The organism is Escherichia sp. WS2035, from assembly GCF_046487065.1.
In the GTDB taxonomy this organism is placed as follows: domain Bacteria; phylum Pseudomonadota; class Gammaproteobacteria; order Enterobacterales; family Enterobacteriaceae; genus Escherichia; species Escherichia coli.
Map to the genome: position 1 here is coordinate 125,779 of NZ_JBJQKD010000004.1, position 20,451 is coordinate 146,229.

At 47.0% G+C, this 20,451-nt stretch carries 23 protein-coding genes and 1 pseudogene; 3 read left to right on the top strand and 21 right to left on the bottom strand.

Translation table 11 applies throughout. The features are described from left to right. Positions 1–97 precede the first annotated feature (97 nt). Positions 98–1,780 (top strand): NAD-dependent DNA ligase LigB, encoded by a 1,683-nt coding sequence (gene ligB, locus ACJHX4_RS09580; RefSeq protein WP_001296534.1) that lies wholly within the window; start codon positions 98–100, stop codon positions 1,778–1,780. Here the strand turns inward: ligB and ACJHX4_RS09585 are convergent. Together ACJHX4_RS09585 and ACJHX4_RS09590 are read right to left on the bottom strand one after the other, a co-directional pair. After that, positions 1,777–2,394 carry a trimeric intracellular cation channel family protein gene (locus ACJHX4_RS09585; protein WP_000924289.1) on the bottom strand — a complete coding sequence of 206 codons (618 nt, stop codon included), beginning with the start codon at positions 2,392–2,394 and terminating at the stop codon, positions 1,777–1,779. The genes ligB and ACJHX4_RS09585 overlap by 4 nt on opposite strands. An 893-nt stretch (positions 2,395–3,287) precedes the next feature. Further along, positions 3,288–3,575, bottom strand: a complete 288-nt coding sequence (locus ACJHX4_RS09590) for a PerC family transcriptional regulator (RefSeq protein WP_053286444.1) — start codon at positions 3,573–3,575, stop codon at positions 3,288–3,290. A gap of 164 nt (positions 3,576–3,739) precedes the next feature. Here ACJHX4_RS09590 and ACJHX4_RS09595 point away from each other — a divergent pair, with 164 nt between their 5' ends. After that, entirely contained in the window at positions 3,740–4,183 is a 444-nt protein-coding gene (locus tag ACJHX4_RS09595) for a hypothetical protein (RefSeq protein WP_001426181.1), read from the top strand. Between the two features lies 1 nt (position 4,184). Here ACJHX4_RS09595 and ACJHX4_RS09600 read toward each other — a convergent pair whose 3' ends face one another. After that, a complete protein-coding gene (locus ACJHX4_RS09600; RefSeq protein WP_000290520.1) occupies positions 4,185–5,147 on the bottom strand; it encodes an Abi family protein in 963 nt (320 codons plus the stop codon). Positions 5,148–5,929: 782 nt separating this feature from the next. On the opposite strand from ACJHX4_RS09600, the gene ACJHX4_RS09605 reads away from it, so the two are divergent. Then, on the top strand, positions 5,930–6,325 hold the full coding sequence (locus tag ACJHX4_RS09605) for a hypothetical protein (RefSeq protein WP_001363070.1): 396 nt from the start codon (positions 5,930–5,932) through the stop codon (positions 6,323–6,325). A 19-nt stretch (positions 6,326–6,344) separates the two neighbouring features. Here the strand turns inward: ACJHX4_RS09605 and ACJHX4_RS09610 are convergent, their stop codons facing one another. The 18 genes and pseudogenes from ACJHX4_RS09610 to ACJHX4_RS09695 form a co-directional block, all read right to left on the bottom strand. Beyond that, positions 6,345–8,462, bottom strand: coding sequence for a hypothetical protein (locus ACJHX4_RS09610; RefSeq protein ID WP_063073010.1), 2,118 nt, complete (start codon positions 8,460–8,462; stop codon positions 6,345–6,347). Further along, entirely contained in the window at positions 8,447–9,790 is a 1,344-nt protein-coding gene (locus ACJHX4_RS09615) for a phage DNA ejection protein (RefSeq protein WP_000246976.1), read from the bottom strand. The genes ACJHX4_RS09610 and ACJHX4_RS09615 overlap by 16 nt, the downstream gene beginning before the upstream one ends. A 4-nt stretch (positions 9,791–9,794) precedes the next feature. Then, positions 9,795–9,968, bottom strand: coding sequence for a hypothetical protein (locus ACJHX4_RS09620; protein WP_001018522.1), 174 nt, complete (start codon positions 9,966–9,968; stop codon positions 9,795–9,797). Positions 9,969–10,570: 602 nt separating this feature from the next. Further along, the gene (locus tag ACJHX4_RS09625) at positions 10,571–11,308 is read right to left on the bottom strand and encodes a hypothetical protein (RefSeq protein WP_063073011.1); all 738 of its coding nucleotides are present in this window, start codon (positions 11,306–11,308) and stop codon (positions 10,571–10,573) included. After that, complete coding sequence (locus tag ACJHX4_RS09630; RefSeq protein WP_000987941.1) at positions 11,298–11,528, bottom strand: hypothetical protein; 231 nt, start codon at positions 11,526–11,528, stop codon at positions 11,298–11,300. Before ACJHX4_RS09630 ends, ACJHX4_RS09625 begins: the two co-directional genes overlap by 11 nt. Before the next feature lie 176 nt (positions 11,529–11,704). Continuing rightward, a complete protein-coding gene (locus tag ACJHX4_RS09635; RefSeq protein ID WP_053286447.1) occupies positions 11,705–14,056 on the bottom strand; it encodes a DUF5906 domain-containing protein in 2,352 nt (783 codons plus the stop codon). 12 nt (positions 14,057–14,068) lie between these two features. Next, positions 14,069–14,671, bottom strand: a complete 603-nt coding sequence (locus ACJHX4_RS09640) for a hypothetical protein (RefSeq protein ID WP_001058739.1) — start codon at positions 14,669–14,671, stop codon at positions 14,069–14,071. Then, on the bottom strand, positions 14,664–14,885 hold the full coding sequence (locus tag ACJHX4_RS09645; RefSeq protein WP_000181940.1) for a hypothetical protein: 222 nt from the start codon (positions 14,883–14,885) through the stop codon (positions 14,664–14,666). The genes ACJHX4_RS09640 and ACJHX4_RS09645 overlap by 8 nt, the downstream gene beginning before the upstream one ends. Then, on the bottom strand, positions 14,882–15,145 hold the full coding sequence (locus ACJHX4_RS09650; protein ID WP_001024675.1) for a hypothetical protein: 264 nt from the start codon (positions 15,143–15,145) through the stop codon (positions 14,882–14,884). Before ACJHX4_RS09650 ends, ACJHX4_RS09645 begins: the two co-directional genes overlap by 4 nt. After that, complete coding sequence (locus ACJHX4_RS09655; RefSeq protein WP_001065738.1) at positions 15,142–15,336, bottom strand: hypothetical protein; 195 nt, start codon at positions 15,334–15,336, stop codon at positions 15,142–15,144. The genes ACJHX4_RS09650 and ACJHX4_RS09655 overlap by 4 nt, the downstream gene beginning before the upstream one ends. Positions 15,337–15,539: 203 nt before the next feature. Beyond that, complete coding sequence (locus tag ACJHX4_RS09660; protein ID WP_001304881.1) at positions 15,540–15,734, bottom strand: host cell division inhibitor Icd-like protein; 195 nt, start codon at positions 15,732–15,734, stop codon at positions 15,540–15,542. A 26-nt stretch (positions 15,735–15,760) separates the two neighbouring features. Then, positions 15,761–16,357, bottom strand: a pseudogene (locus ACJHX4_RS09665) (ash family protein); the annotation flags it as partial. Then, complete coding sequence (locus ACJHX4_RS09670) at positions 16,354–16,533, bottom strand: DUF4222 domain-containing protein (protein WP_000042975.1); 180 nt, start codon at positions 16,531–16,533, stop codon at positions 16,354–16,356. The gene ACJHX4_RS09670 and the pseudogene ACJHX4_RS09665, both read right to left, overlap by 4 nt. Further along, positions 16,526–17,359, bottom strand: coding sequence for an antA/AntB antirepressor family protein (locus ACJHX4_RS09675; protein ID WP_063073012.1), 834 nt, complete (start codon positions 17,357–17,359; stop codon positions 16,526–16,528). The genes ACJHX4_RS09670 and ACJHX4_RS09675 overlap by 8 nt, the downstream gene beginning before the upstream one ends. A gap of 12 nt (positions 17,360–17,371) precedes the next feature. Next, entirely contained in the window at positions 17,372–17,803 is a 432-nt protein-coding gene (locus tag ACJHX4_RS09680) for a hypothetical protein (protein ID WP_000412540.1), read from the bottom strand. Next, positions 17,803–18,006, bottom strand: a complete 204-nt coding sequence (locus ACJHX4_RS09685; RefSeq protein WP_001090781.1) for a helix-turn-helix transcriptional regulator — start codon at positions 18,004–18,006, stop codon at positions 17,803–17,805. The genes ACJHX4_RS09680 and ACJHX4_RS09685 overlap by 1 nt, the downstream gene beginning before the upstream one ends. A 114-nt stretch (positions 18,007–18,120) precedes the next feature. Beyond that, positions 18,121–19,086 (bottom strand): hypothetical protein, encoded by a 966-nt coding sequence (locus ACJHX4_RS09690; RefSeq protein WP_001000004.1) that lies wholly within the window; start codon positions 19,084–19,086, stop codon positions 18,121–18,123. A 95-nt stretch (positions 19,087–19,181) separates the two neighbouring features. Then, on the bottom strand, positions 19,182–20,441 hold the full coding sequence (locus ACJHX4_RS09695) for a tyrosine-type recombinase/integrase (RefSeq protein ID WP_001339895.1): 1,260 nt from the start codon (positions 20,439–20,441) through the stop codon (positions 19,182–19,184). Positions 20,442–20,451: the final 10 nt, after the last annotated feature.

A 20,451-nucleotide genomic window follows, 5' to 3' on the forward strand; every position in this document is an offset into this window, starting at 1 on the left:
GATTCTCAGGAAGCGTCCTCGCAGACTCCGTTTTTGCCACTCGGCTTTGCCTTCACCACATTGTATATCTGCCTGACTATCTACAGCGGAGGTGATGATGAAAGTATGGATGGCGATATTAATAAGTATCTTGTGCTGGCAATCATCGGTGTGGGCGGTCTGTCCGGCCTGGTCGCCAGCCAGAGCACAGGAAGAAATTTCCCGCCTGCAACAGCAAATAAAACAGTGGGACGATGACTACTGGAAGGAAGGGAAAAGTGAGGTGGAAGACGGTGTTTACGATCAGTTAAGCGCCCGTCTTACGCAGTGGCAACGCTGTTTTGGGAACGAGACCCGCGATGTGATGATACCGCCTTTAAACGGTGCGGTTATGCATCCGGTTGCCCATACGGGTGTACGCAAAATGGCGGATAAAAACGCATTAAGTCTTTGGATGCGCGAACGTAGCGATCTTTGGGTGCAGCCAAAAGTTGATGGCGTTGCGGTAACCCTGGTTTATCGGGACGGGAAACTGAACAAAGCAATCAGTCGCGGCAATGGCCTGAAAGGCGAGGACTGGACGCAGAAAGTTCGCTTAATTTCCGCTGTGCCGCAAACCGTTAGCGGGCCTTTAGCCAACAGCACGCTTCAGGGGGAAATATTTCTCAAGCGTAAGGGGCATATCCAACAACAAATGGGGGGAATAAATGCCCGCGCAAAAGTTGCTGGCCTGATGATGCGCCAGGGGAATAGCGATACGCTAAACTCACTGGCTGTTTTTGTCTGGGCATGGCCGGATGGACCGCATTTAATGACCGATCGTTTAAAGGATCTGGCTACCGCAGGTTTTACTTTAACGCAGACGTATACCCGCGCGGTTAAAAATGCTGATGAGGTTGCGCACGTACGCAATGAGTGGTGGAAAGCAAAATTACCCTTCGTCACCGATGGCGTGGTTGTGCGAGCGGCGAAAGAACCCGAATCCCGTCATTGGCTACCGGGCCAGGCGGAGTGGCTGGTGGCCTGGAAATATCAACCTGTAGCTCAGGTTGCCGAAGTGAAGGCGATTCAGTTTGCGGTGGGTAAGAGCGGTAAAATATCGGTGGTTGCGTCACTTGTACCTGTCATGCTGGATGATAAAAAAGTCCAGCGGGTGAATATTGGTTCCGTCAGGCGCTGGCAGGAGTGGGATATTGCGCCTGGTGATCAGATCCTCGTCAGCCTTGCCGGTCAGGGGATTCCTCGCATTGATGATGTGGTCTGGCGCGGAGCAGAACGTACAAAACCGACACCACCAGAAAACCGCTTTAACTCGTTGACCTGCTACTTTGCTTCTGATGTTTGTCAGGAACAGTTCATTTCACGCTTAGTCTGGCTGGGGTCAAAACAGGTTCTGGGGCTTGATGGCATTGGTGAGGCCGGCTGGCGCGCCCTGCATCAGACTCATCGCTTTGAGCATATCTTTTCCTGGCTTTTATTAACGCCAGAGCAATTACAGAACACGCCGGGGATCGCGAAAAGTAAAAGTGCGCAGTTATGGCATCAGTTTAATCTGGCTCGTCAGCAGCCTTTTACTCGCTGGGTGATGGCAATGGGAATACCGCTAACTCGGGCGGCGCTTAATGCCAGTGATGAACGGTCCTGGTCGCAACTTTTATTTAGCACGGAACAGTTCTGGCAGCAGCTGCCGGGGACTGGATCGGGGCGCGCCAGACAGGTTATTGAATGGAAGGAAAATGCGCAAATCAAGAAGCTGGGCAGTTGGCTGGCTGCCCAGCAGATCACAGGTTTTGAACCTTAGTGACCTTCGTGGCTGTAGTAAAAGACCGGTAATCCCAGCTTAAGACGTAGCGCCAGTAAACGGGCAAAAAAGCCGAATACCAGGGTGGAGATAATCACCACATCATGGTTAGAAACATAGTGTTGCAGCGCGATGTACAGCACGGCGGAGGCAAATGAGACACCCGCATACAACTCTTTCTGGAATACCAGTGGGATGCGTTTACAGAACATATCGCGCAAAACGCCGCCAAACACGCCGGTGGTTACCGCCGCGACAACGGCAATAATCGGGCCGTGCCCCATATCCAGAGCAACCTGTGCGCCGATGATAGAAAATACCACCAGTCCGAGCGCATCGAGCACCAGAAACACTTTGCGCAGATAAGGCATTACAGGAGCAACTATAGTGGTGAGTACTGCAGCGGTAGCGACGATAATCACATATTCCGGGTGTTTGACCCAGCCGAGCGGATAGTGGCCCAGCAGAATATCGCGCACTGACCCTCCGCCAATTGCCGTGGCGGTCGCAATAATAATTACGCCAAATGTATCCATGCGCCGTCGTCCGGCCGCCAGCGCCCCCGTCATGGCTTCGGCAGTAATGCCAACCAAATACAAAATGTGTAACAGCATGGTTCTCTCCCTAAAAATCTGTCTGGAAGGGTAGCGATTTGTGCGCATTGTCACGATTGAGATTTTTTAAGGAGAGAATAGATTGATAATTTGTAGTTATGTGAAATTGCTATTTTCTGTAGTAAGAATGCATTTTTCTGATTTTGTGATAAGTAAAATGCATTAGAAAAAGTATGGAGTAAATAAATATGAGGACGAAACTATATGCGTAGCGCCGCTGTAATTAACAACGGCCTACGGAGATATGTCGCTTACTCGATATTGAATCTGTTTGTAGAGTGTTGGCTTCAATGCCGCATTGTAGCTGGTTTCTTTCTAATGTGGTTTTTGATTATGTACACCCTTATGTACACAGTTTTTTCTGGTGCTATCCGCGCAATTGAAGGTGTGGGCATAATTTTGCCTCTATTGTGATAATCACAATTCTTCTTGTGTTGTGCTCATCATCCAGTTCATCGAGTTTCTACCAAGAGCGTTTTACGCGCTGGCCGAAGCTATTTTGGTTGCTTTGGCCTGAAGCCATTACCTACATCCCTCATGATTGAGGTGTGTAACCATGTTCAGGCTCGTTGTCCTGTGCGCGCGTATTGCTCGTGAAATTGCTGTACACAATTAAGCTCTGCGATATTAGGTTTTATAAGGTTCTCGCATCCTTGTGAGGCGGCAGAATCAGTAACTACCTGATATTCCCGCCAACGAAAAAATGCGTTGGCTGGCAGAGTGCAAATTTGCACGATGACCTAACCCATTGATTCTTTCGAAAACCCCCATTGGGGGAAAAGCCTAACCCATTGGTTTTCCCACAATCCTCAATTTGAGGAATGTACCTAAAACCATTTTTATAGCTCCGATCCCTTCAAAGTGAGGGGTAATTTGCCAAAACAGAGAGAGCATTACTGTCTCTGGCAATCTTTATAGCGATAACGCCTGAAGTACCCTCTCGCTTCCTCATCCATACCAAGAGCCGAATGAGTCCGCTTAACTGCCTGTCTTAAATCTCCGAATCTGTCTGTAGTTGCTGGTGGGCGTGCCGCCTTACGGATACATTCAGATCGTCTGTTTGCTGCATGTTCACGTTCTTTATCGCCATCTGCCAGCATCATGACTTCTGCCCATCGTGCGGCAGCTCTCCGGTATAGCCCTTTTGACTCCAGCTCTTCAGCTTTCCTGTCCCTTATCATTTCTGCCTCTCAGATTATTTTGAACCAACACAGCCCAGCTCTGAACCAACAACACAGCGATAGCTTTGTGATTGGTCCGTTATTTTCTGGCTGATATTTGAGCGTATAACAGTGTTATACAGTGGTATACTGTATGGATATTACTCACTGATATGGTCTTTGCAATGAGCAAATCTAATCTGGTCGCGTTCCGCATCCCATCTGAATTGCAGGATGAGTTTAATCGGTCTGTTCTCGCTTCTGGAGGGGATAAAACCTCCTGGCTTGTTGATGCGATTCGCATGAAGCTGGGACAGCCGGAAAAGTCTATTGATTCACGAATGCTTGGGCTGGTGGAGCGCATGGAAAAAGCCGCTGCGTCGCTTATTGCCGGAAAGCCGAACATCCCACCAAAGCCATATAACGAAACGGCAGTTATAAAGATCATTGCCGATACCATCCGACAGGGATTTGATAATGGGCGCGTGATAGCTGAACGGATCAATGAAGCAGGCTATCAAACAAAAGCTGGTAAGGCATGGGATAAAGATATTTACAGCGCGTGGAAGCGTCAGGGAAGCAATGCTGAAAAGTTATCAGTGGCGCTACATTCAGCGCCATCGCTATAATTTATTCAATATCAAATAAATGCCTTGGGAAACCGTTATTATCAGGTAATCCCATGGCTGTCAGGTTACATCCTGGTAAGTTAGGCTTGTTATCTACAAGGTTGGCAACTTTTTTTATCCAGTCAGATCCCGGTCCAATTTTTTTCACTAAAAACCATAACACAGCGATCATTCCGTACATTCTTTCGTACGCATCATCATTCATATTTAATTGTTCAAAGTACGGCTCATTTGGCAAAGGCATTAATCTTGGTTCGTTGACCTTGTTCCAGATGCGTGAATGGTGAGCGCACCGATTCCTTAGCACATTCATTGCGCTAAGCCAGTTTTGGAAGATAGCTCCATTGCCTGCCGCTATCCCTAGCCTAGATAGTATCCTGTTGCGATAGCTGTCTTTTAGCATCGCATAATACTTTGACATTAAGCCGAAGTCCCACACTTCAATAACCACCCAGAAAGGAAGACCTTCGTACTTGTTTTCATGCCATTTGATAAAGTCTTCGCGACTTTTAGCAATCTCGGCATTATGTTTATTTATCCATTCTTCTCTGGCGCTTGGGCGACCATGGGAACGTGGTCTAAAGTGTTTTGGATTTATTAGCGAGTCATCAAGATATGCTAAAGGAGATATCTTACCAAGCTCATGAGCAATAACTGACCGAACATAAACCTCAATGCGTTCTAACGCATTCATCATCTGCAAACGCAGATTTTTATCGAATAAATAGAGGTCATATACTGCGCGAAAATTAGTACCTGGACGAACCTGATCGAGTCTGGTTCTAATATTGTCTGTTGTTATATGGGGGATTCGGCAGGGGTACCAAAAGCCTGATAATCGGTAGTAGCCTACTTGTGAGATTTTCTTGATAGCATGTTCGCGATCTGGCACATCCATACCCCGAGACAGCAATAAATCGACAAGTTCATCATATTCTTTATGAACCTTAACCGGAACAGCCATACAAAAGGTTTCCTACCTCCAGATACAAGAAGGCCCGGCCATAACAATTTCTCATCTAAGACAAGATAAAGCCAGGGGGCCGGGCTCAGTTGAGTGTAACTCTATCCGAAGTTATCCACATGTCAATGCACAGTTACTTAGGAAACTAACATAGGTACTATCATCACTCACGAAAAACCACTATATGTGGTTTTTATTCATATCGTTATCCACTACAGGCTGTGTCAATAACTTTTACCTATTAATTGGGTAATTTCTACATTTTCCTATGCTGGCTAGTTTCTCTACTGAAAAGTTGGCACTCCTTAATCGCTTTTCGGTTAATACTATCGGTCTTCATATTGCCAGCAGCATACGCCATCCGATAATTTCGATGCTACGCGCGCGTACTTGTCGCAAAATATCAGGCAAAGGCCAGATTCAGAAAGTCGTGATAACCACCAGCACAACATGAGAGGTCATGTAACGCGATTTATCACACCAGATACATGTGATTGGTGTACCCGCATAAAACATTGTCATAGCGCGTCCTGTGCGCATATACGCCGATAATCAACACATCGCCACCACTCTGACTTATGTAGAGAACAGTTTTATGGTACTCCCCTCCATCGTGCGCGTACTTGTCTCGAAATTGGTGTTTTGCTGTGGCAGTGATATCAGAAAAATCTTCCTGTTTCACATAAAGCGGATATGCGCGTACTGTAACGGCCCCATCAACTGGGAGCGGATTTGAAATCCCGACCCAAGCTATGTACCAAATGCCATGTCTTGGATATATGATGATTGCCATTCTAAACAAAGCTAAAGGGAGGGTTGGTGTGAGGGGGCAGGCAGTTATAATTATTTTGTTGGGTTTAATTGTCGCAAAGTTATACCCGACTTTATCGATGGTGTTTTTTGCCATTATTGGCGCAGCCATCTTTACTTATATCATTAAACATACCGCCTTGTGGTTCTATAAAATTGATATAGTTCAGAAGTTTGTACGTCCTGTGTCGATGTTATTACTAGCATTAATACCAATTGGTGTTGCTTATGTAATTGATGTTTTTTACCCTTCGGACACTGAAAGGTGGTTGATAGTTTTGTATTGTTATATTGGTGTAGCTCTCTTTTGTGGATTTCATTGGTGTTTCGAAAAGATCAATGACTCTATTTCAAAGAATAAAGATTGAGGCCATCCGTGGCCATTCACTAGTCATTATCTGGATCATTAGATAGCCAAGTAATGATGCCCAGTCTGGCGATGGTCCGTTTTTCCTGTTCAGGAAGAGAGTTAAAAAAACTCTTCCATTGAGGGGAGCGCCTGATACGTGAATCAACAATGTGCCCAGGCGCTTTTCCGTGTAGATTTTTTACTGCGCTCTGGAAGGCTGGCGAGGCAATTAATTTATCCGCAGCATCAGCCGCCCCTGCTCCACCAGCTAATCGAGCTTTACTCGCCAATCTTGCTCCAATATCAGCCCCAGCAATGGCTCCAAGCGATCCAAAATGAGCGCCTACCATCGTGCCTATTTTTTGAATGTGTTTTGCTGCTAGTTCGTATGGAGCTGTTACCCGATTAAATCTGTTTACAAACTCATTCAGCTTACCAGTAGATATTTCATGCGCTTTAGCATTTTTTATTGCTCTGGCAACTTTGTATACATCATATAGTCCGCTCATTGTTTCTTTTGGCAAATGTTCAGCCAAAGTCTTTAGCTGTCCACTGTGTTGCAAGTTTTGCCACCAATCTGCAAAGCCAGATGGATTAAAGTCGGCCCCACGCTTCCCAGAGGAAAGCATATCTCTTAATGCTGTTCCTACTAGCTCCCTTCGCAATGTTCTTGATGGAGTATTTTGCATAATCTCACGAAACCCTCTCGCATCACCTTTTGCCATAGATTGAAGAGAATTCGTTACTTTATACGCTATATCCCCATTAAGTGTTTTCCCGCGAAGATTTACCATTTGCCTTTCTAAGTTTTTTCTCATAGCTACAAGGCGTTGTGCGACTTCGAAATCTCGCAAGTATCCAGTATTGGATAAGACAGATTTTTGGTCTTCAGCTAAAGCTCCATATAGTCTTGATAGCGCTTCTTTATCAGCATCTTTGTATGGCCCCTGCTTTTTATTTAGGGCATCACCAACTAAACGCCTTTGCCTGTTTAAATTTGCATACGTTAGGATGCTATCTGGGCCGGGGTTTATTGCTGTAAAAACTCGCTTTTCTATTGGGTCAAGATTATCCCACCCTCCTAAATCATCAGCGATTTTTTCCAGCATAGTGCTTGTGTTATTTGCTTCGACTTTTGTTCTTGGTGATAGAGCGGAATCAACACGTTTATATAACTGATCACTACGGTTTTTTAGTGCTTCCATTCTACTATTTATCTGATAAATATATTTTTCGCTCATAGCTAACGCATCTGGCGCACCAGCAACATCATCGATTATCTTGCCAGCACTAGAGGCTAATTCGCTTATTGCTTTATCTTCTTGAGCTTTTAACGCTGATCCTGTCCGTGACTTTAGGGCTTGCTCTACAGCTTGGTATTGCTCATTTCCTGATAAATGAGAAGGAAGAACTGAATCAACATGAAGCCTATTTGCAGCCTCAACAATTTCTTTCTGAGGTTTTAGATCTAGCCCTTCAAGCGAAGAGGCAAGATTTGGGTTGCCTTGTGCAGATAACTTACGAATTTTCTCTTCGGCAGGATTAATCCCCTCAATATCTGGAATCGAAGAAACATTCTTCTTGGTTAATTTCCCAGCTATTTTATTAATTGCAGGGCCAGCAAGTTCGGCTACAGGGCCAGCCACAGCGCCAATAGCAGCGCCGGAAGCAACATCGCTATTTGTTCCATTGGCTACAATAGCCCCTTCTCCAGCACCAAGCCCTGCGGCGGCAGCCAGTCTTGCCGCCCCTTTGGGAACCTGAGAAATAATCCCACCACCACTAACAAATGGCGCTGCTTGTCCAACGAACTCACCAACATCTTGTGCGGTTGATGGTTTTGCCGCTAACTTCTGCTGTAGAGACTGAATTGCGGCTTGCTCTTCTGGTGTCATATCCTGAAACAGGCCAACACCTTTACCAACATCCATCAATCCACTGAGAACGCCATACATAAAACGGTCGAAACCGTTAGCATTATTAACAACATTTTCCTGTCTGGAATTTTCCTCTGGTGAAACCAAAGGTGATTGCTGCTGTTCTGGTTGGGCATCAAGCACAAAACCATCAGGAAGCTGTGAACTATCAGGAAACTGTGAGTTATCAGGTTGTTCATCGAGCACAAAACCTTCCGGTAAGATTACATTTGCTGCCATTTTCCGTTCCTGTAAATGATTTTCTGACCAGTTTTAGGGTTGGTTGCCGTTGCGCCTTCTGATATTCCTCCGGTTGCCGCTTTTGCCTGTCCAGTGCCAGCCTGTGATGTAGGCTGCCCGGAAACATCGTCAAATAGCTTCGCTTTCCTTCTTTCAAGGCTTTTTCTTAGCCCCTGAGGAATAGTTTCTCCATATGTATCGAGATACTCGTCAACCTGCTGGTTAAACTGCTGCCCCATAGCATTGGCGTTGATTTTTGCGGCGTTAACAATGTTATCCTTTGCCTCCTGCGACAGGCCGTTTCCAGCATTAAGCTGGTCTATGTATCCTTTGATTTGTCCCCATATGCCATCAGACCGCATTACCTGAACCTGTTCGCCTTCACGAACGACTGACTGCGGGTCAAGAGATTTCATGTAGTTGAAGATAATCCCAAGTTGGGCAGCGCCAGTATTTACCTTGCTAAGGGCTTGCAGAGAGTTTGCCGCCGCTCTGACAGAGTTATAATTTTTGCCAAAATTGGTAATGTCAGAATTTAATCCCTTAATTAAGTCTGCTGACGGCTTACCTTTTTGCCCCAGCTCCATTAGCTTCAATCCCATCTCATCTGAGTGAATTTGTGCTCGCTGAGCCCTGTCTAGTTGAGCGTTCTGGATATTTGCCCATCCTCTCGCGTTCTCCATGTCAGCCTGACGCATACTTTCATCCAGTCGCCCTTGCTCAAGTCGACGACCTTCCATTTGATCTTTGATATCGAAATACTTCTCATGACCGAGAGAAAACAGCGCCAGATTACCTGCGAAATGCTGGAAGCCCTGCGGGTCATTAACCTGCATTTCAGCAATAGTTTCTGGAGGGATACCTAAACGACGCATCTCCTGCTCATTATCCATCATGAACCTGCCAAATGCGCCCTGACCAAGCGATGAGGCTACCTGTGCTTTGAGCGCCAGATTGCCATAATCATCCCTTTGAGCATCATCGACATAACTCATCCCTTTACGGACTTCCTCAAACTCTTCTGGGAATGCTGTAATAAGATTACGCATCTGCTCCCTGTCACCGGACGCATAAGCATCTGCATAACCTTTCTGGAATGCCGCTTTACGTTCCTGCTGTTGCTGCTGCTTATAAATGTCAGCAACTCCAGCCAGACCACGAAGACCTGTCAGAGCAACGTTATTTGCACCTGAGCGAGCCAACTCATTGTTTTCGCGGATCAGACCAAGCGTTGCGTTAATGTCGCTTGCCTTTGGCGCATTCTCATTTTGCGCACCGATGCCAGCCAGAAAACCACCAGAATTAATACCCTGTTGCCACGTAGCCATAAATTTACCCACGTCCAGTTAAAGTGTAAGCCAGCGCCTTATCCATTAATCCCCGAGCAATTTCGTGGATCGTTGGCGCAACTCCTACCTCTGATTTTTTACGCTGCTCCTCCTGAATTTTCTTTATCGCTTCCATTTGCTTCTCACTTATCAATACTGGCTTTACTGAAATAGCCATAACGCCCCCTTATAACTGTATAAAACAACAGTCATTATAGTTTCATAAAACGCAACATTCATCATTGTGATTGCAAAATATGAAACAAATAGCACAAAAAAATGCCACCGTTCAGTAGCTGGTGGCATCGTTCTGTATGTCAGGTTTTGACAGTTTTTTTATGGACTCTAAAAACTATATTTATGGAGTCGCATTACTCTTCACGGCAGGCGCTTTCCAGTTCTGCCCTTGCTTCTGGCTCCATTGGTAATTTGATTCGCGATCAGCTATGCGGATGGTTTGCTGAACAGGCATAACAACATCTCAGAGGCTATTTTTTGAACTACGAAAATTTCGTAGTGCTCACCTTCAAAAACGTCACGCCCTTGTACACTGGATTTTACAAAAGTCTCGTAAAACTCTTTGCTGTTCTGGGCTATGTGCCAAACCGCAGCGAATACCTCCGTCTGCCAGATGAGCAAAACATACCTTATAAAGAAAATCGCTGTTTTTGCTGTACCACCTGTACCACCATGTCACAAACCCTTGTGTGGCGCGGCCTGCAGGTGGTACAGGTGGGTAAAAATGACCTCTCCCCACCTGTACAGACCTGTACCATTTATTTAATTTTTACCCATAGCAGCACATAATCCCTTTTTTGAAATATTGAAAAATGCGTTCATTCTTCCCGCTGGCTTAACCTTGTAGCCGCTTGCCACCATCGCCGCAATAAATGCTCCGTTGGGGATATAGTGCGGGTGATCACTGTGCTGGTGGTTTATCTGGTTATATCGCTCCACTTCATGCTTCAACGTGTCAGATGTGGGGTTATCCTGCGGGAAGCTCTCAATCTGGGCATTACTCATCCCGTTGTCTCTGATCCATCTCAGGCAGCTTTTCGCCGATACGATAAATGACGGGTTATCAAGCGGGTTTTCCCAGTCCGCATTCCGGTTGTGGAGCGCCAGTCCGTCAAGGTTAAATTGTGGGTATTCAGCGGTAATTACTGTCACTGCGTGGCGGATTTCAGTTTCGTCACAACATGGCTCATCTCCCACACCAGCAGGGTAATAATCTGAACCACCGGGACTGATACAGCTTTTACCACTGAAAGGCCATTGCTTCGTCATTTCGGGTGTTGAGTGATTACCGTCGCTCCGTTCGCGCTGTGCCTCTGTCCACTGGCTGGCATATTCAGTAAATGAAACTCTTTGCCCCTGGCGCATCCAGTGCGCAATCATAATTAAAGTGCGTTCCAGACTTTGGATGTCGCCAGCATTCCCGCACTGTGTAGCGAAACTTTTTAATTCTTCGCGCTCCGTTCTGGTCATTCCCTGCAGTATGCAATAGTTATTGTTCATGTTTTACCTCTCTGATTTCTGCTGCCATATCTGTTGGCTCTATACAGCCGTCCCGACTTGCCACGCAGGGAATAATGATTTCAACGGTATCGCCGTCAATACACATTTCAACATTCGCCCATGCCGCAATGGGTAGCCAGTCTGAACGCCCCTCAAACCGTAGCTGCCAGCCAGAGGAAGAAGCTAACTGGCGCACTTTGTAAAATGGTGTGCTCATCATTGGTTGTTTCCTCTCAGCCAGCCAGAAGAAATGCGTTTGTTAATGGTATAGGTGGTACAGGTCTGGTATAGGTAAGATATTGACCTGTACCACTATAACGCACTGTTTTTAATACTGAATTAGCAAAGTGGTATAGGTGGTACAGGTAAAAACGATCTTCTTGTAAAAAGACTATATTAAAAAACATCATAACCCCCCATACCGATCAGACGGGCAAACGCAGCCTGTAGAACTCCGACCTCTGGTAGTTCGTAGAACACGCCATTCCCTCGGTCTGGTCTTCCATGCTTCACCAGCCCCATTTGTGCAAGTGATTTACCCAGTAGTGATCTGGCTGCTGGCTCTTTAAGCTTTTCCCCACGCTCAAGCGACCACGCTACAAATCGACTAACCATATCCTTTGCAAACAAACGGACTTCGCCATTAAACGGAGGTTCATTGATTAGCTCGCCATAAAGAAACAATTCAACGCCAGACAGCCCCAGCAAGATTTCTTCACGTAAGGCATCGGTCTGTGGCGCTCGTTGAGGGTCAAAACCTGAGAGATCCACCCCTTTAAGATGCCAAAGCAACTTTGCGGCACCGCCATCATTAAGCCAACTGTACAGCCGATCAAAATACTCCCGACTCTGTGCTTTTTCAGGAGATGGCTCAAGCACGAGATAGCGACGCTCTCTTATCCCTGCCTGTAATACCTGTGTGCTGTTACTGGCAAATATCAACCGGGCAAAATTCGGCATTGGTTCAGCATCAATTCCCTTGCGCTCAAGGTTAAACGTCGGTTCGCTAATAATCGCTTTAAGTCTGTCAGCTTCAGACGGCTTGTGGATCGTCACTTCGTCAGCAAATACCAGTAGCTTGTTAGCAAGTATTGAATTGAAGCGCCCTGAAATATGTCCCGCCCCGTTAATGTGGGCGGCGTACTGCCCCAGTATTTGCAGCAGCGGTTTAACCGTTGTGCCTTTCCCTGTGCCCGGGACAGATTTCATCACGATTGCCACGGACGGTTTTTCATCAGGCTTTTGGATAATGTGCGCCATCCACTGGATAAGATATTGGTATGCCTCCTCATTACCGGCACAGACAACCTGCAACAGGTGATTAAGGTATACCGTGCAATCTCCTTCAATTGGTTCCAGTGCCAGCCCCTCATACAGATTAAAAACATCGTCAGGGCATTTGTCTGGTACTGGATAAAATCCTACGCCTCCTGGCTTGTAGTTCTTCCCACTCCATGACAGCCACGCCGATCCCGCCAGCTTTCTGGCGACTCTCGGTTTATGATGAAAATAATGCTGAAATTGTGATAAATCCTCGAAAACGTGCGATACACCGCCGGTTTGAGAAGGCTTTAGCGACACCACCTTGTGTTTCCCGCCGATGGTGACATGCGTAAACGTCCGGTTGATTTCTTCGAGGACAGCAATTTCATCATCGCTTAACACCTCGCCAGAACTGATCTCATTCAGCGCCCCGACTGACTGTTTGTGATTTTTCACCTGCGCCCCTTTCCCCCGTGGCTGGTACATCGAATCTTTAAATGCTGCTGTGGCTGCCGCCAGCCCGTGTTGTTGGTGATAGTCGTTCCAGTCGGCTTTATAGTCAGTCGGTGGCAGAGACACCCAGCCAGCTACGGAAATAGCGGCCCTCTCTGCGGCATCTTTCCCCGTGTTGATCCCTCCACTTTCTGAGTCTCCTTGCTGGTGATCGTTATCTGCGGCAATGATTATTTGTGCCTGCGGATATGTTCTGCGCATGACTTCCGCTACTGGCAACAGGTTGCCAGCGTCGATTGCTGCCACTGTCATTGCGTCAGGGCGAATTAAATGGCACGACAGGGCGGTAGCCACCCCCTCAGCAATTATGATGCTGTGAGGTCGTTTCTGTGCGTTTATGGCGTGATATGCCCCCCGCTTTGCCGAACCTGTCAGGAGTCTTTTTTCACCATGTGGGGTAATAGTCTGTGCTGCTGTGACTGCGCCGGATTTATCCACCAGCGCCAGCAACAGAGATCCATCGGGCAACACGGGGAATGTAAAATCACCTACCCCTTTCGCAACCAGATAATCAGATTTGCCGTTTACAGCCTTTCTGCGCATGTCATCAAACTGACGGGAAAACGTATCCCGTCTTTGTTGTTCGTCCTTCTCTGCCCTTTTCAGGCGCTCCTGTTCGCGTCGCTGGCGCTCGGTTTCCAGTTGTTCCCGTTTCTGGCTGGTGGCTTCTGGTGTTTCCGTTGTCCGGTAATCAATACCCAGAACATCAGCGGCAAGAAGCGCCGCCTCTGTTGTGTCGCAGTTATTTACGCGTTTAATTAAATCCAGCCCATCACCAGCGCCGCACTGATTACAGATGAAGCTACCGCGCCCGTTGTCATCGAACCGGAATCGATCTTTGCCCCCACATGCAGGGCAGGGAGCATGACGGCGCGGAGAGTCAGGGACATTTATGTTCAGGCAGCCCAGCACATGAGGCCAGTTGTTTTCAGACGCACTGATAACCTGACGGATAAGATCAATGTTTCGCATTCTGGCCCCCGTTTAGTGCGTCACTGGTGCTTCTGGGATGCCGTTTTCGTTTAGTTCGGCAATAAAGCTGTTGTGAAGATCGGCAAGCACTTCTCGCCCAAACGAAGTGAGTGTTCCCTGTTCGACATCGAACATGTTGCTGTAAAAAATGATGGCATTCTTTGTTCCGACATCAACACCATATTTCTCGATCATTGCGCCCTCAATGTTGTTTGCCATAGCGAGGCGCTCTGCTACTGGATACAGCGGCATGGCGACGATGCCATTGGAATAAACAGAAACCACGGAATGATTGCCACTGTCATCAATAATGCTGACGGTGCCGTTTTCCTTTCTCATTTCATTGATGAATGCTGTTGCTATCAGCCAGCGCCACATAATCACGTGATGCTGTGATGTGTAATCGAAATATCCCTGGTTGCCGCCACTGGCAATAGCGAGATGTATAAACATGCCTTCATCTGGTTTATCGTCATAATCCCCGGCATCCAGACGATTTACGGCATCAATATATGAGACGGTCTCAACGCGTTCTGTCATGCCATCGTTGCTGCGGTGCATGATGTTTACGCCGTCAGGCGTTGCTTCTGCATGGAAAGTTAAGAAATTATTCATGTTTCGCCTCGCCTGAATGATTCTGTAACTCATATTTGCCCAACAATTCGTCTGCTTCCTGAATAGCTTCTGGTACGCCATTGAGCAGTGACATAACCGCGCCAATCATTAACTTGTCTCTGTTGCTGGGGCTGGCCCCTTCAAGCCAGAACCCTAAAACAGTCTGAACCTGTTCGATGCGACATTGCGCTTCAATGAGCTGGATGTTGGTCATTTCGCACTCTCCACATCGATTAAACCGATATCTATCAGGGAGGTAACTTTTTGTAGCCAGCTATTGATTACTGTCGCCTGTTCCCCTCCCACCGAGGGAACAATCTCATTCATCACATGAACCAGACCTGTGCGCGCTCTGGTAAGCCGTTCAGTCGCGCAATCTGCGGGAGTGAATGTGTCTGGATATGGCTCTTCGCGCCCCAGCAATGATTCAATTTCCAGCTCACACGGATGACGATAAATTAAGTTGATATTCATTTTTCACCCCCAAGAATTACCAGCTCGGCACGGGCATCGTTAACCAAAGATGAGCACGCTTTAATCGCATCCACGACATCAGCAGCGTCCATTTCTTCAGCCGAAAGACTGACAGCAACCAGGACAGCCGCTGCTTGCTCGATTAATTGAAGTGCGGACGTAAGGCGAGGGGTATTAATTGAGTTATTCATTGGTTGCCCCCGTTTTTACTGGCATTTCGCCACCTTCCAGCAGGAAATGAACGTCACGAACGGCGAGATCCAATATCGCGAGTAACGCCTTCAGTCTTTCGTCTCGTGAGGGAGAGTTGCTCACCAGAATGTCGTTAATCACTTCTGTCAGTGTGATGATCTGGCTTGTGCGTTCGAGGGGATCCATATGCACATCGTAGGTTTTAATCATGTGCCACCTCCATGCGGATACGACCAGCAAAAAAGCAGACGTGATCGCGCACCAGAGAACGGCGAGCATCGCGTTCAGACTCGGCAGCAATATGATGAATTTTGGCGGTAATTGTCGGGCAATCGCGGCGAACTGCGGCGATAATCCAGATAAATTGCGGTTTTTGGGTAGGGGTAGTAGCCAGCATGTGGCAGCCTCCTTGATTGATGGTTTATAGCCACCGCCCAAGAGACCAATCTTGCTGGCGGTGGACTGTACGGAGTTGGCCTTACTGGCAATCAAGGAAACCAGCCTACCCGAAGGTAGCCCCATACAGCCCACCATTGATAAGGTGTGCGTGTGCGCCGATACAAAAAAAGACGCTGGCGCGTCATGTATCGCCTCGATTGTCAGCGGGAGGCCAATCCCGGCACCCGTTTTATGAGGTGCCTTATAACCATAAACCGTGTTGCCGCATAACGGCAAGCTCTTTTTTATGGACTCCGAAAACTCACTATTGGAAGCACCAGATGCACAATACATCGCGCTCATTTCGTTAACGTCACGCGCATGGACGAAGGTTTTTGTGGAGTCACTACACGAGCGGAAGACATCATCTACGACCAGAAATTTTCTGGCGCAGCCGCTGACCTTCTCAATGCTAATATCATCGCCCGAGATTTCTGGTATGGTTAAGGCATCCGTTCCGACCACCAGCAAATGATAAACTTTGCTTGTATCTGCTGTATTAATGCCTGACTTTGCCGTCATATTGCTGGATTTTGGCGACATACCAGCCAGTGAAAATGTCTTCTTCTGGACGGGTATCATTGGTTAACCTCCGCGAACTCCTTCATGAAACGCGCCAGCGGTTGTACGCATGGCGATTGATACCCGTCGCGATAAAACGTCACTCGGTTGTGAGACACGCTTTCGACAGTAACGAGTGCTCCGTGGGCATCTTTGTAGCGTTTTTGTGGTTGTGGTATTCCTGTTGGCTTAGACATTGAGCGCCTCCAGACGCTTGGCGAGCCAGCGTTGCGACAGGCGGGTGAGTTCTCCTTTGCGCTGCTCATATTCCATGCCCATATCAATTAACGTGATATTGGTGCTTTCGAGATATGAGAGGTGCTCAAGCTGTTCTGCGTTCATATGGTCGCGAGGTTCGCCAGAATAGCCATTTATCCGCGCCCACTGCTTAGCAGTTAGCCCACCAAGAACGATACGAGAAATCATATTGCTCTCGTTTGTGTAGTGGTGTTGCTGCGTCGTTTTCCCCATCTCGGCACGGGCCATATTCAGCGCATCGCACATTGGCTTAAAGTTGTTTGCGGCACTGATACGGGCTTTTAGCTGGCGACGATAGCGGGCGGCGATTTCAGGCACGCTACGCTGTAATTCTTCCTCGCACTGGATGAAATAACGGCGGATAGCGCGCCCCTGATCATTGCGTTCGATCATTGCCAGTTCTTTCGCCATTCCGACACTTAACAGATAGTCTTTGCCGGGTCTGCCAGACTGCTTAATCTTGCTGTAAGCCGCGCCATTCGGGATTTTCCCCAAATTTGGGGAAATAGTTTTATGGACTGAGTAATCGTGCCCAATGGTGAAGTCATATTCAGAGATGCGATCAGTGATCCATGTAGAGAAGTCTTTTCCCACGCCCAACGCTTTGTGTAACGCTTTTGCGCTAACAATATTGGTTTCACGCCCACCGATATGACCAGGAATAACCGGGACAATTGCGGCAAATTCATTACCGTTAATTGTGCCCAGAGAGGCGTTCAGATGAGGGGCGGCCTCAGAAATTAATCTGCTTTTTTCGATGTTCATTTTCAGTCTCCGTTAGGCGGCGTTAAACGCGTTCGGGTAGAGTTTCAGAATGTCGGCAATTTCCTGCTGAGAAAGTCCGTTGTGATCATTTATGTTCGCAAGATGGTTAACATGAGTGATCACTTTCAGAACATCACCACGGCAGGAGAAACGGTAGCGAAGGTGTGTTCCGATACCATCAGGATTCTTTTCGTCGATACGCTCCAGAGTGATTCCAAGCTGGCGTTCTAACTCTGTTGCATAGTTACGACCAGAAGACAGACGGCAGTAGCGAAGAATGTCATTTTCTGTCCATCCCTCTATACCAGTACGCAGCATATAGACTCTGGCACGATGCTTTTTCGGTGTGCGCTTTGGTGCTTGAAGGGATTTTGTCAGGGGCGTAACATCAGATACGCGAATATCTGAATTAGCCGCCTGTAATGGGCGGTTTTTCTTTTCCATCAGGCCACCTTCCCGCGGCGTTCTGCCAGCCAGTTGTGAATCTCAACCGCATCAAACGCAGTTATTTTTTCTCCCAGCTTTACCGGACGTGGTAGTGAACCGTTTCTTACTTTACGGTCGATGGTGGATACACTAACGCCCAGCAATTCAGCCAGGCGGAAGCGTCTGATATAGCCTTTTGTAGGAATAGTGTCGGTGTTCATGCTTCCCGTAACCTCTTAGCGATAGTTGTTGCTTCGTTACGGGAGGAAGTATCTGTACATATATGAACAATAAAAAGGCACAGTAATGATACTGTGCCTGAATAGTTAGCTACTCTACCCCTTACCGTTGGCGGCAGCACGTAAGTGTCTCAAAATCACATCTTCATTTGTGATTGCTAACGGTGGAATTTCGTCTTTATGAGCCACTATGCAATCCCGCCACTTCTCAGGGCTTATTTCTTTCTTTTTGCCACGGCATTCATCAGGATACTTTGACAAAAGATATATTGCAGATTTGAAAAGTTTTTCCCTGTTTTCAGCATGTCTCTCGGCATTATGGTTGCTATTTTTTATTTCAGGTATTAGTTCCTGTTCTACCGCCATTTCGTATCGTTTTTTGCTCTTAGCTGCGTCAAAACTTCCATTAACCTTTGCGTCATGAAGGTATTCTAAATCAGCCTTTGTTATATAAATGTTTTTATCTGACAGGCTACTCAGGTGAATTTGGGAACTTTGCATTTTGAATTTATATAGATCACAATCAAATGTTGCTTCAAGTCGCACATATGGTTCTCCACATTCTTGTGAATGATAATGTCGTGTTGTTCTACCGCGTACACGCAACAATCCACATGCGATTGATTTTCTTACGATAAAAGAGTTTTTTCCAATTTGTTCAAAAACATTTTTATTGTCGCTGTCTTCAACTGTCAGTGGTTTATGTGCATAAAATAGCTCATAAGCACCGCTTTCAGATGCTGGGATATAAACTTCGTTGCTTGCGCTGGTAATAAGAAAAGGAAATGTAAACCTTACTTCTTCTGGGTACATAAGTAATAAATCAGTTATAAAATTAGCATCTTTTTTGAAGTGGATGGTGGCATCAGATTCAATGAAATCAAGAAAGTCAGCATAGACATAAAAGTCTATATGTAGTCTATCTTTCCAATGCCATATATCATCAATTTCACAATTTAATAATTTTGATGCTCGCTCTATCGTGCAGTAGTCCAAAGGTGGAATACCTGATTCCTGCCATAAATTTCTATGCACCACCGTTGTTTCATGAGAGTCGTTCATTGCGTCACCTTTTACGCTGCGCCTTATTTTGTGATTGAGCCAGGCGGTAAGGCTTCCCGCTTTTCGCCCCGTCGAGCTAGGCTCAATCTATTCAGTTAGTTCGCCCTTCTGAGAGGCGTTACGTTGTAGTCTTTTCCGCTTTCCAGTGCCACCAGCAGATCAGCCCACTGTGCCAGTGCTGCTTTACGCTCATCAAAATACTGATGGCGGTTATAAATCCCCTCTACGCCCTTAATGCGATGATTGAGGCATCGTTCCGCCACGACAGGATCAACACCCAACGCTGCTAAATGAGTACGTGCGGTGCGTCGGAAGTCGTGAATCGTGAAATTAGGCACATCCGGCATTTCGGCGCGAACCTTAGCCAGTGCTACGGGCAAAGTGCTTTCCTGAATATGTGGGATCATTCTGTTTTGCATCTTCCTGGCTGGAAGCACCCATGCGCTATTACATGAAAAGGTGTGTAGCTCTCTCAACCATTCAACGGCTGGAGAAGGTAGAGGTATATCAATAGGGTCTCCGTTTTTGCTGCGTTCTTCCGGCAAATGCCATACCGCACCATCTAAATCAAACTCTTCCCATCGTGCGGCGCATAACTCCATCTTACGAACGCATAGTGCCAGCAATAGCTTAAATGTCAGTTCGTTCTGGCGGCTGAATCCTTTTGCGGTGCGCATAGCCTCGAATAGCCTGATAAGCTCATCGCGAGTTAGCCAACGGTCGCGGGAAACCTCTTTACCACCAGCATCAGATACTTCAAACGCTGAACAAGGGTTTATCTCCAGAGCGTGGCGTTTTATCCCGTAGTCAAAGATACGGCGTGTCCAGCGTAATACATCTGTTGCTATCGTTGGTGCTCCTCGGTCAACGATACCTTTCAACATGTCGTCAATGTGGCGTGGCTTAACGTCCTCTACCTTCATATGCCCAATGCAGGGGTTAATATCCTTATCAATTCTCCGGCGAAGGATATCGGGATGTTTCCATCTCGGAAGTATCTGGCGCTCGAAGTATTCGGAGGCCAGATCTGAAACACGCATGGCGTTTTTCTCAGCCTCCATTTTTGCCAGTGCTTCAGCTTTTCGTTCCTGTTTCTCTGCTGCTACGTCATAGCCAAGAGCAACTCTGGCTGACAGCTCTTTTGCTGTTTCTCTGGCTTTTGATAGTGACAGTTCGGAGTAAGAGCCTATAACCATAGCCCGCTGCTTTCCTGCGAGCTTATAGCGGAATCGCCAGAACGGGGCTGTGTAGTTTTTGGGGTAGCAAATATAAAGGCCGTTGCCGTCTGCTTTGCCATCAAATCTGTCTCCCGCCTTTATCCATGCGCGGATCTGCATATCTGTGAGTTTTGGCATTGCGAATACC

Bases quoted from the DNA above. Each gene is read 5' to 3' on its own strand.
- ligB (WP_001296534.1), top strand. From the start codon at position 98: ATGAAAGTATGGATGGCGATATTAATAAGTATCTTGTGCTGGCAATCA.
- ACJHX4_RS09585 (WP_000924289.1), bottom strand. From the start codon at position 2,394: ATGCTGTTACACATTTTGTATTTGGTTGGCATTACTGCCGAAGCCATG.
- ACJHX4_RS09590 (WP_053286444.1), bottom strand. From the start codon at position 3,575: ATGATAAGGGACAGGAAAGCTGAAGAGCTGGAGTCAAAAGGGCTATAC.
- ACJHX4_RS09595 (WP_001426181.1), top strand. From the start codon at position 3,740: ATGAGCAAATCTAATCTGGTCGCGTTCCGCATCCCATCTGAATTGCAG.
- ACJHX4_RS09600 (WP_000290520.1), bottom strand. From the start codon at position 5,147: ATGGCTGTTCCGGTTAAGGTTCATAAAGAATATGATGAACTTGTCGAT.
- ACJHX4_RS09605 (WP_001363070.1), top strand. From the start codon at position 5,930: ATGATTGCCATTCTAAACAAAGCTAAAGGGAGGGTTGGTGTGAGGGGG.
- ACJHX4_RS09610 (WP_063073010.1), bottom strand. From the start codon at position 8,462: ATGGCAGCAAATGTAATCTTACCGGAAGGTTTTGTGCTCGATGAACAA.
- ACJHX4_RS09615 (WP_000246976.1), bottom strand. From the start codon at position 9,790: ATGGCTACGTGGCAACAGGGTATTAATTCTGGTGGTTTTCTGGCTGGC.
- ACJHX4_RS09620 (WP_001018522.1), bottom strand. From the start codon at position 9,968: ATGGCTATTTCAGTAAAGCCAGTATTGATAAGTGAGAAGCAAATGGAA.
- ACJHX4_RS09625 (WP_063073011.1), bottom strand. From the start codon at position 11,308: ATGAACAATAACTATTGCATACTGCAGGGAATGACCAGAACGGAGCGC.
- ACJHX4_RS09630 (WP_000987941.1), bottom strand. From the start codon at position 11,528: ATGATGAGCACACCATTTTACAAAGTGCGCCAGTTAGCTTCTTCCTCT.
- ACJHX4_RS09635 (WP_053286447.1), bottom strand. From the start codon at position 14,056: ATGCGAAACATTGATCTTATCCGTCAGGTTATCAGTGCGTCTGAAAAC.
- ACJHX4_RS09640 (WP_001058739.1), bottom strand. From the start codon at position 14,671: ATGAATAATTTCTTAACTTTCCATGCAGAAGCAACGCCTGACGGCGTA.
- ACJHX4_RS09645 (WP_000181940.1), bottom strand. From the start codon at position 14,885: ATGACCAACATCCAGCTCATTGAAGCGCAATGTCGCATCGAACAGGTT.
- ACJHX4_RS09650 (WP_001024675.1), bottom strand. From the start codon at position 15,145: ATGAATATCAACTTAATTTATCGTCATCCGTGTGAGCTGGAAATTGAA.
- ACJHX4_RS09655 (WP_001065738.1), bottom strand. From the start codon at position 15,336: ATGAATAACTCAATTAATACCCCTCGCCTTACGTCCGCACTTCAATTA.
- ACJHX4_RS09660 (WP_001304881.1), bottom strand. From the start codon at position 15,734: ATGCTGGCTACTACCCCTACCCAAAAACCGCAATTTATCTGGATTATC.
- ACJHX4_RS09670 (WP_000042975.1), bottom strand. From the start codon at position 16,533: ATGTCTAAGCCAACAGGAATACCACAACCACAAAAACGCTACAAAGAT.
- ACJHX4_RS09675 (WP_063073012.1), bottom strand. From the start codon at position 17,359: ATGAACATCGAAAAAAGCAGATTAATTTCTGAGGCCGCCCCTCATCTG.
- ACJHX4_RS09680 (WP_000412540.1), bottom strand. From the start codon at position 17,803: ATGGAAAAGAAAAACCGCCCATTACAGGCGGCTAATTCAGATATTCGC.
- ACJHX4_RS09685 (WP_001090781.1), bottom strand. From the start codon at position 18,006: ATGAACACCGACACTATTCCTACAAAAGGCTATATCAGACGCTTCCGC.
- ACJHX4_RS09690 (WP_001000004.1), bottom strand. From the start codon at position 19,086: ATGAACGACTCTCATGAAACAACGGTGGTGCATAGAAATTTATGGCAG.
- ACJHX4_RS09695 (WP_001339895.1), bottom strand. From the start codon at position 20,441: ATGCCAAAACTCACAGATATGCAGATCCGCGCATGGATAAAGGCGGGA.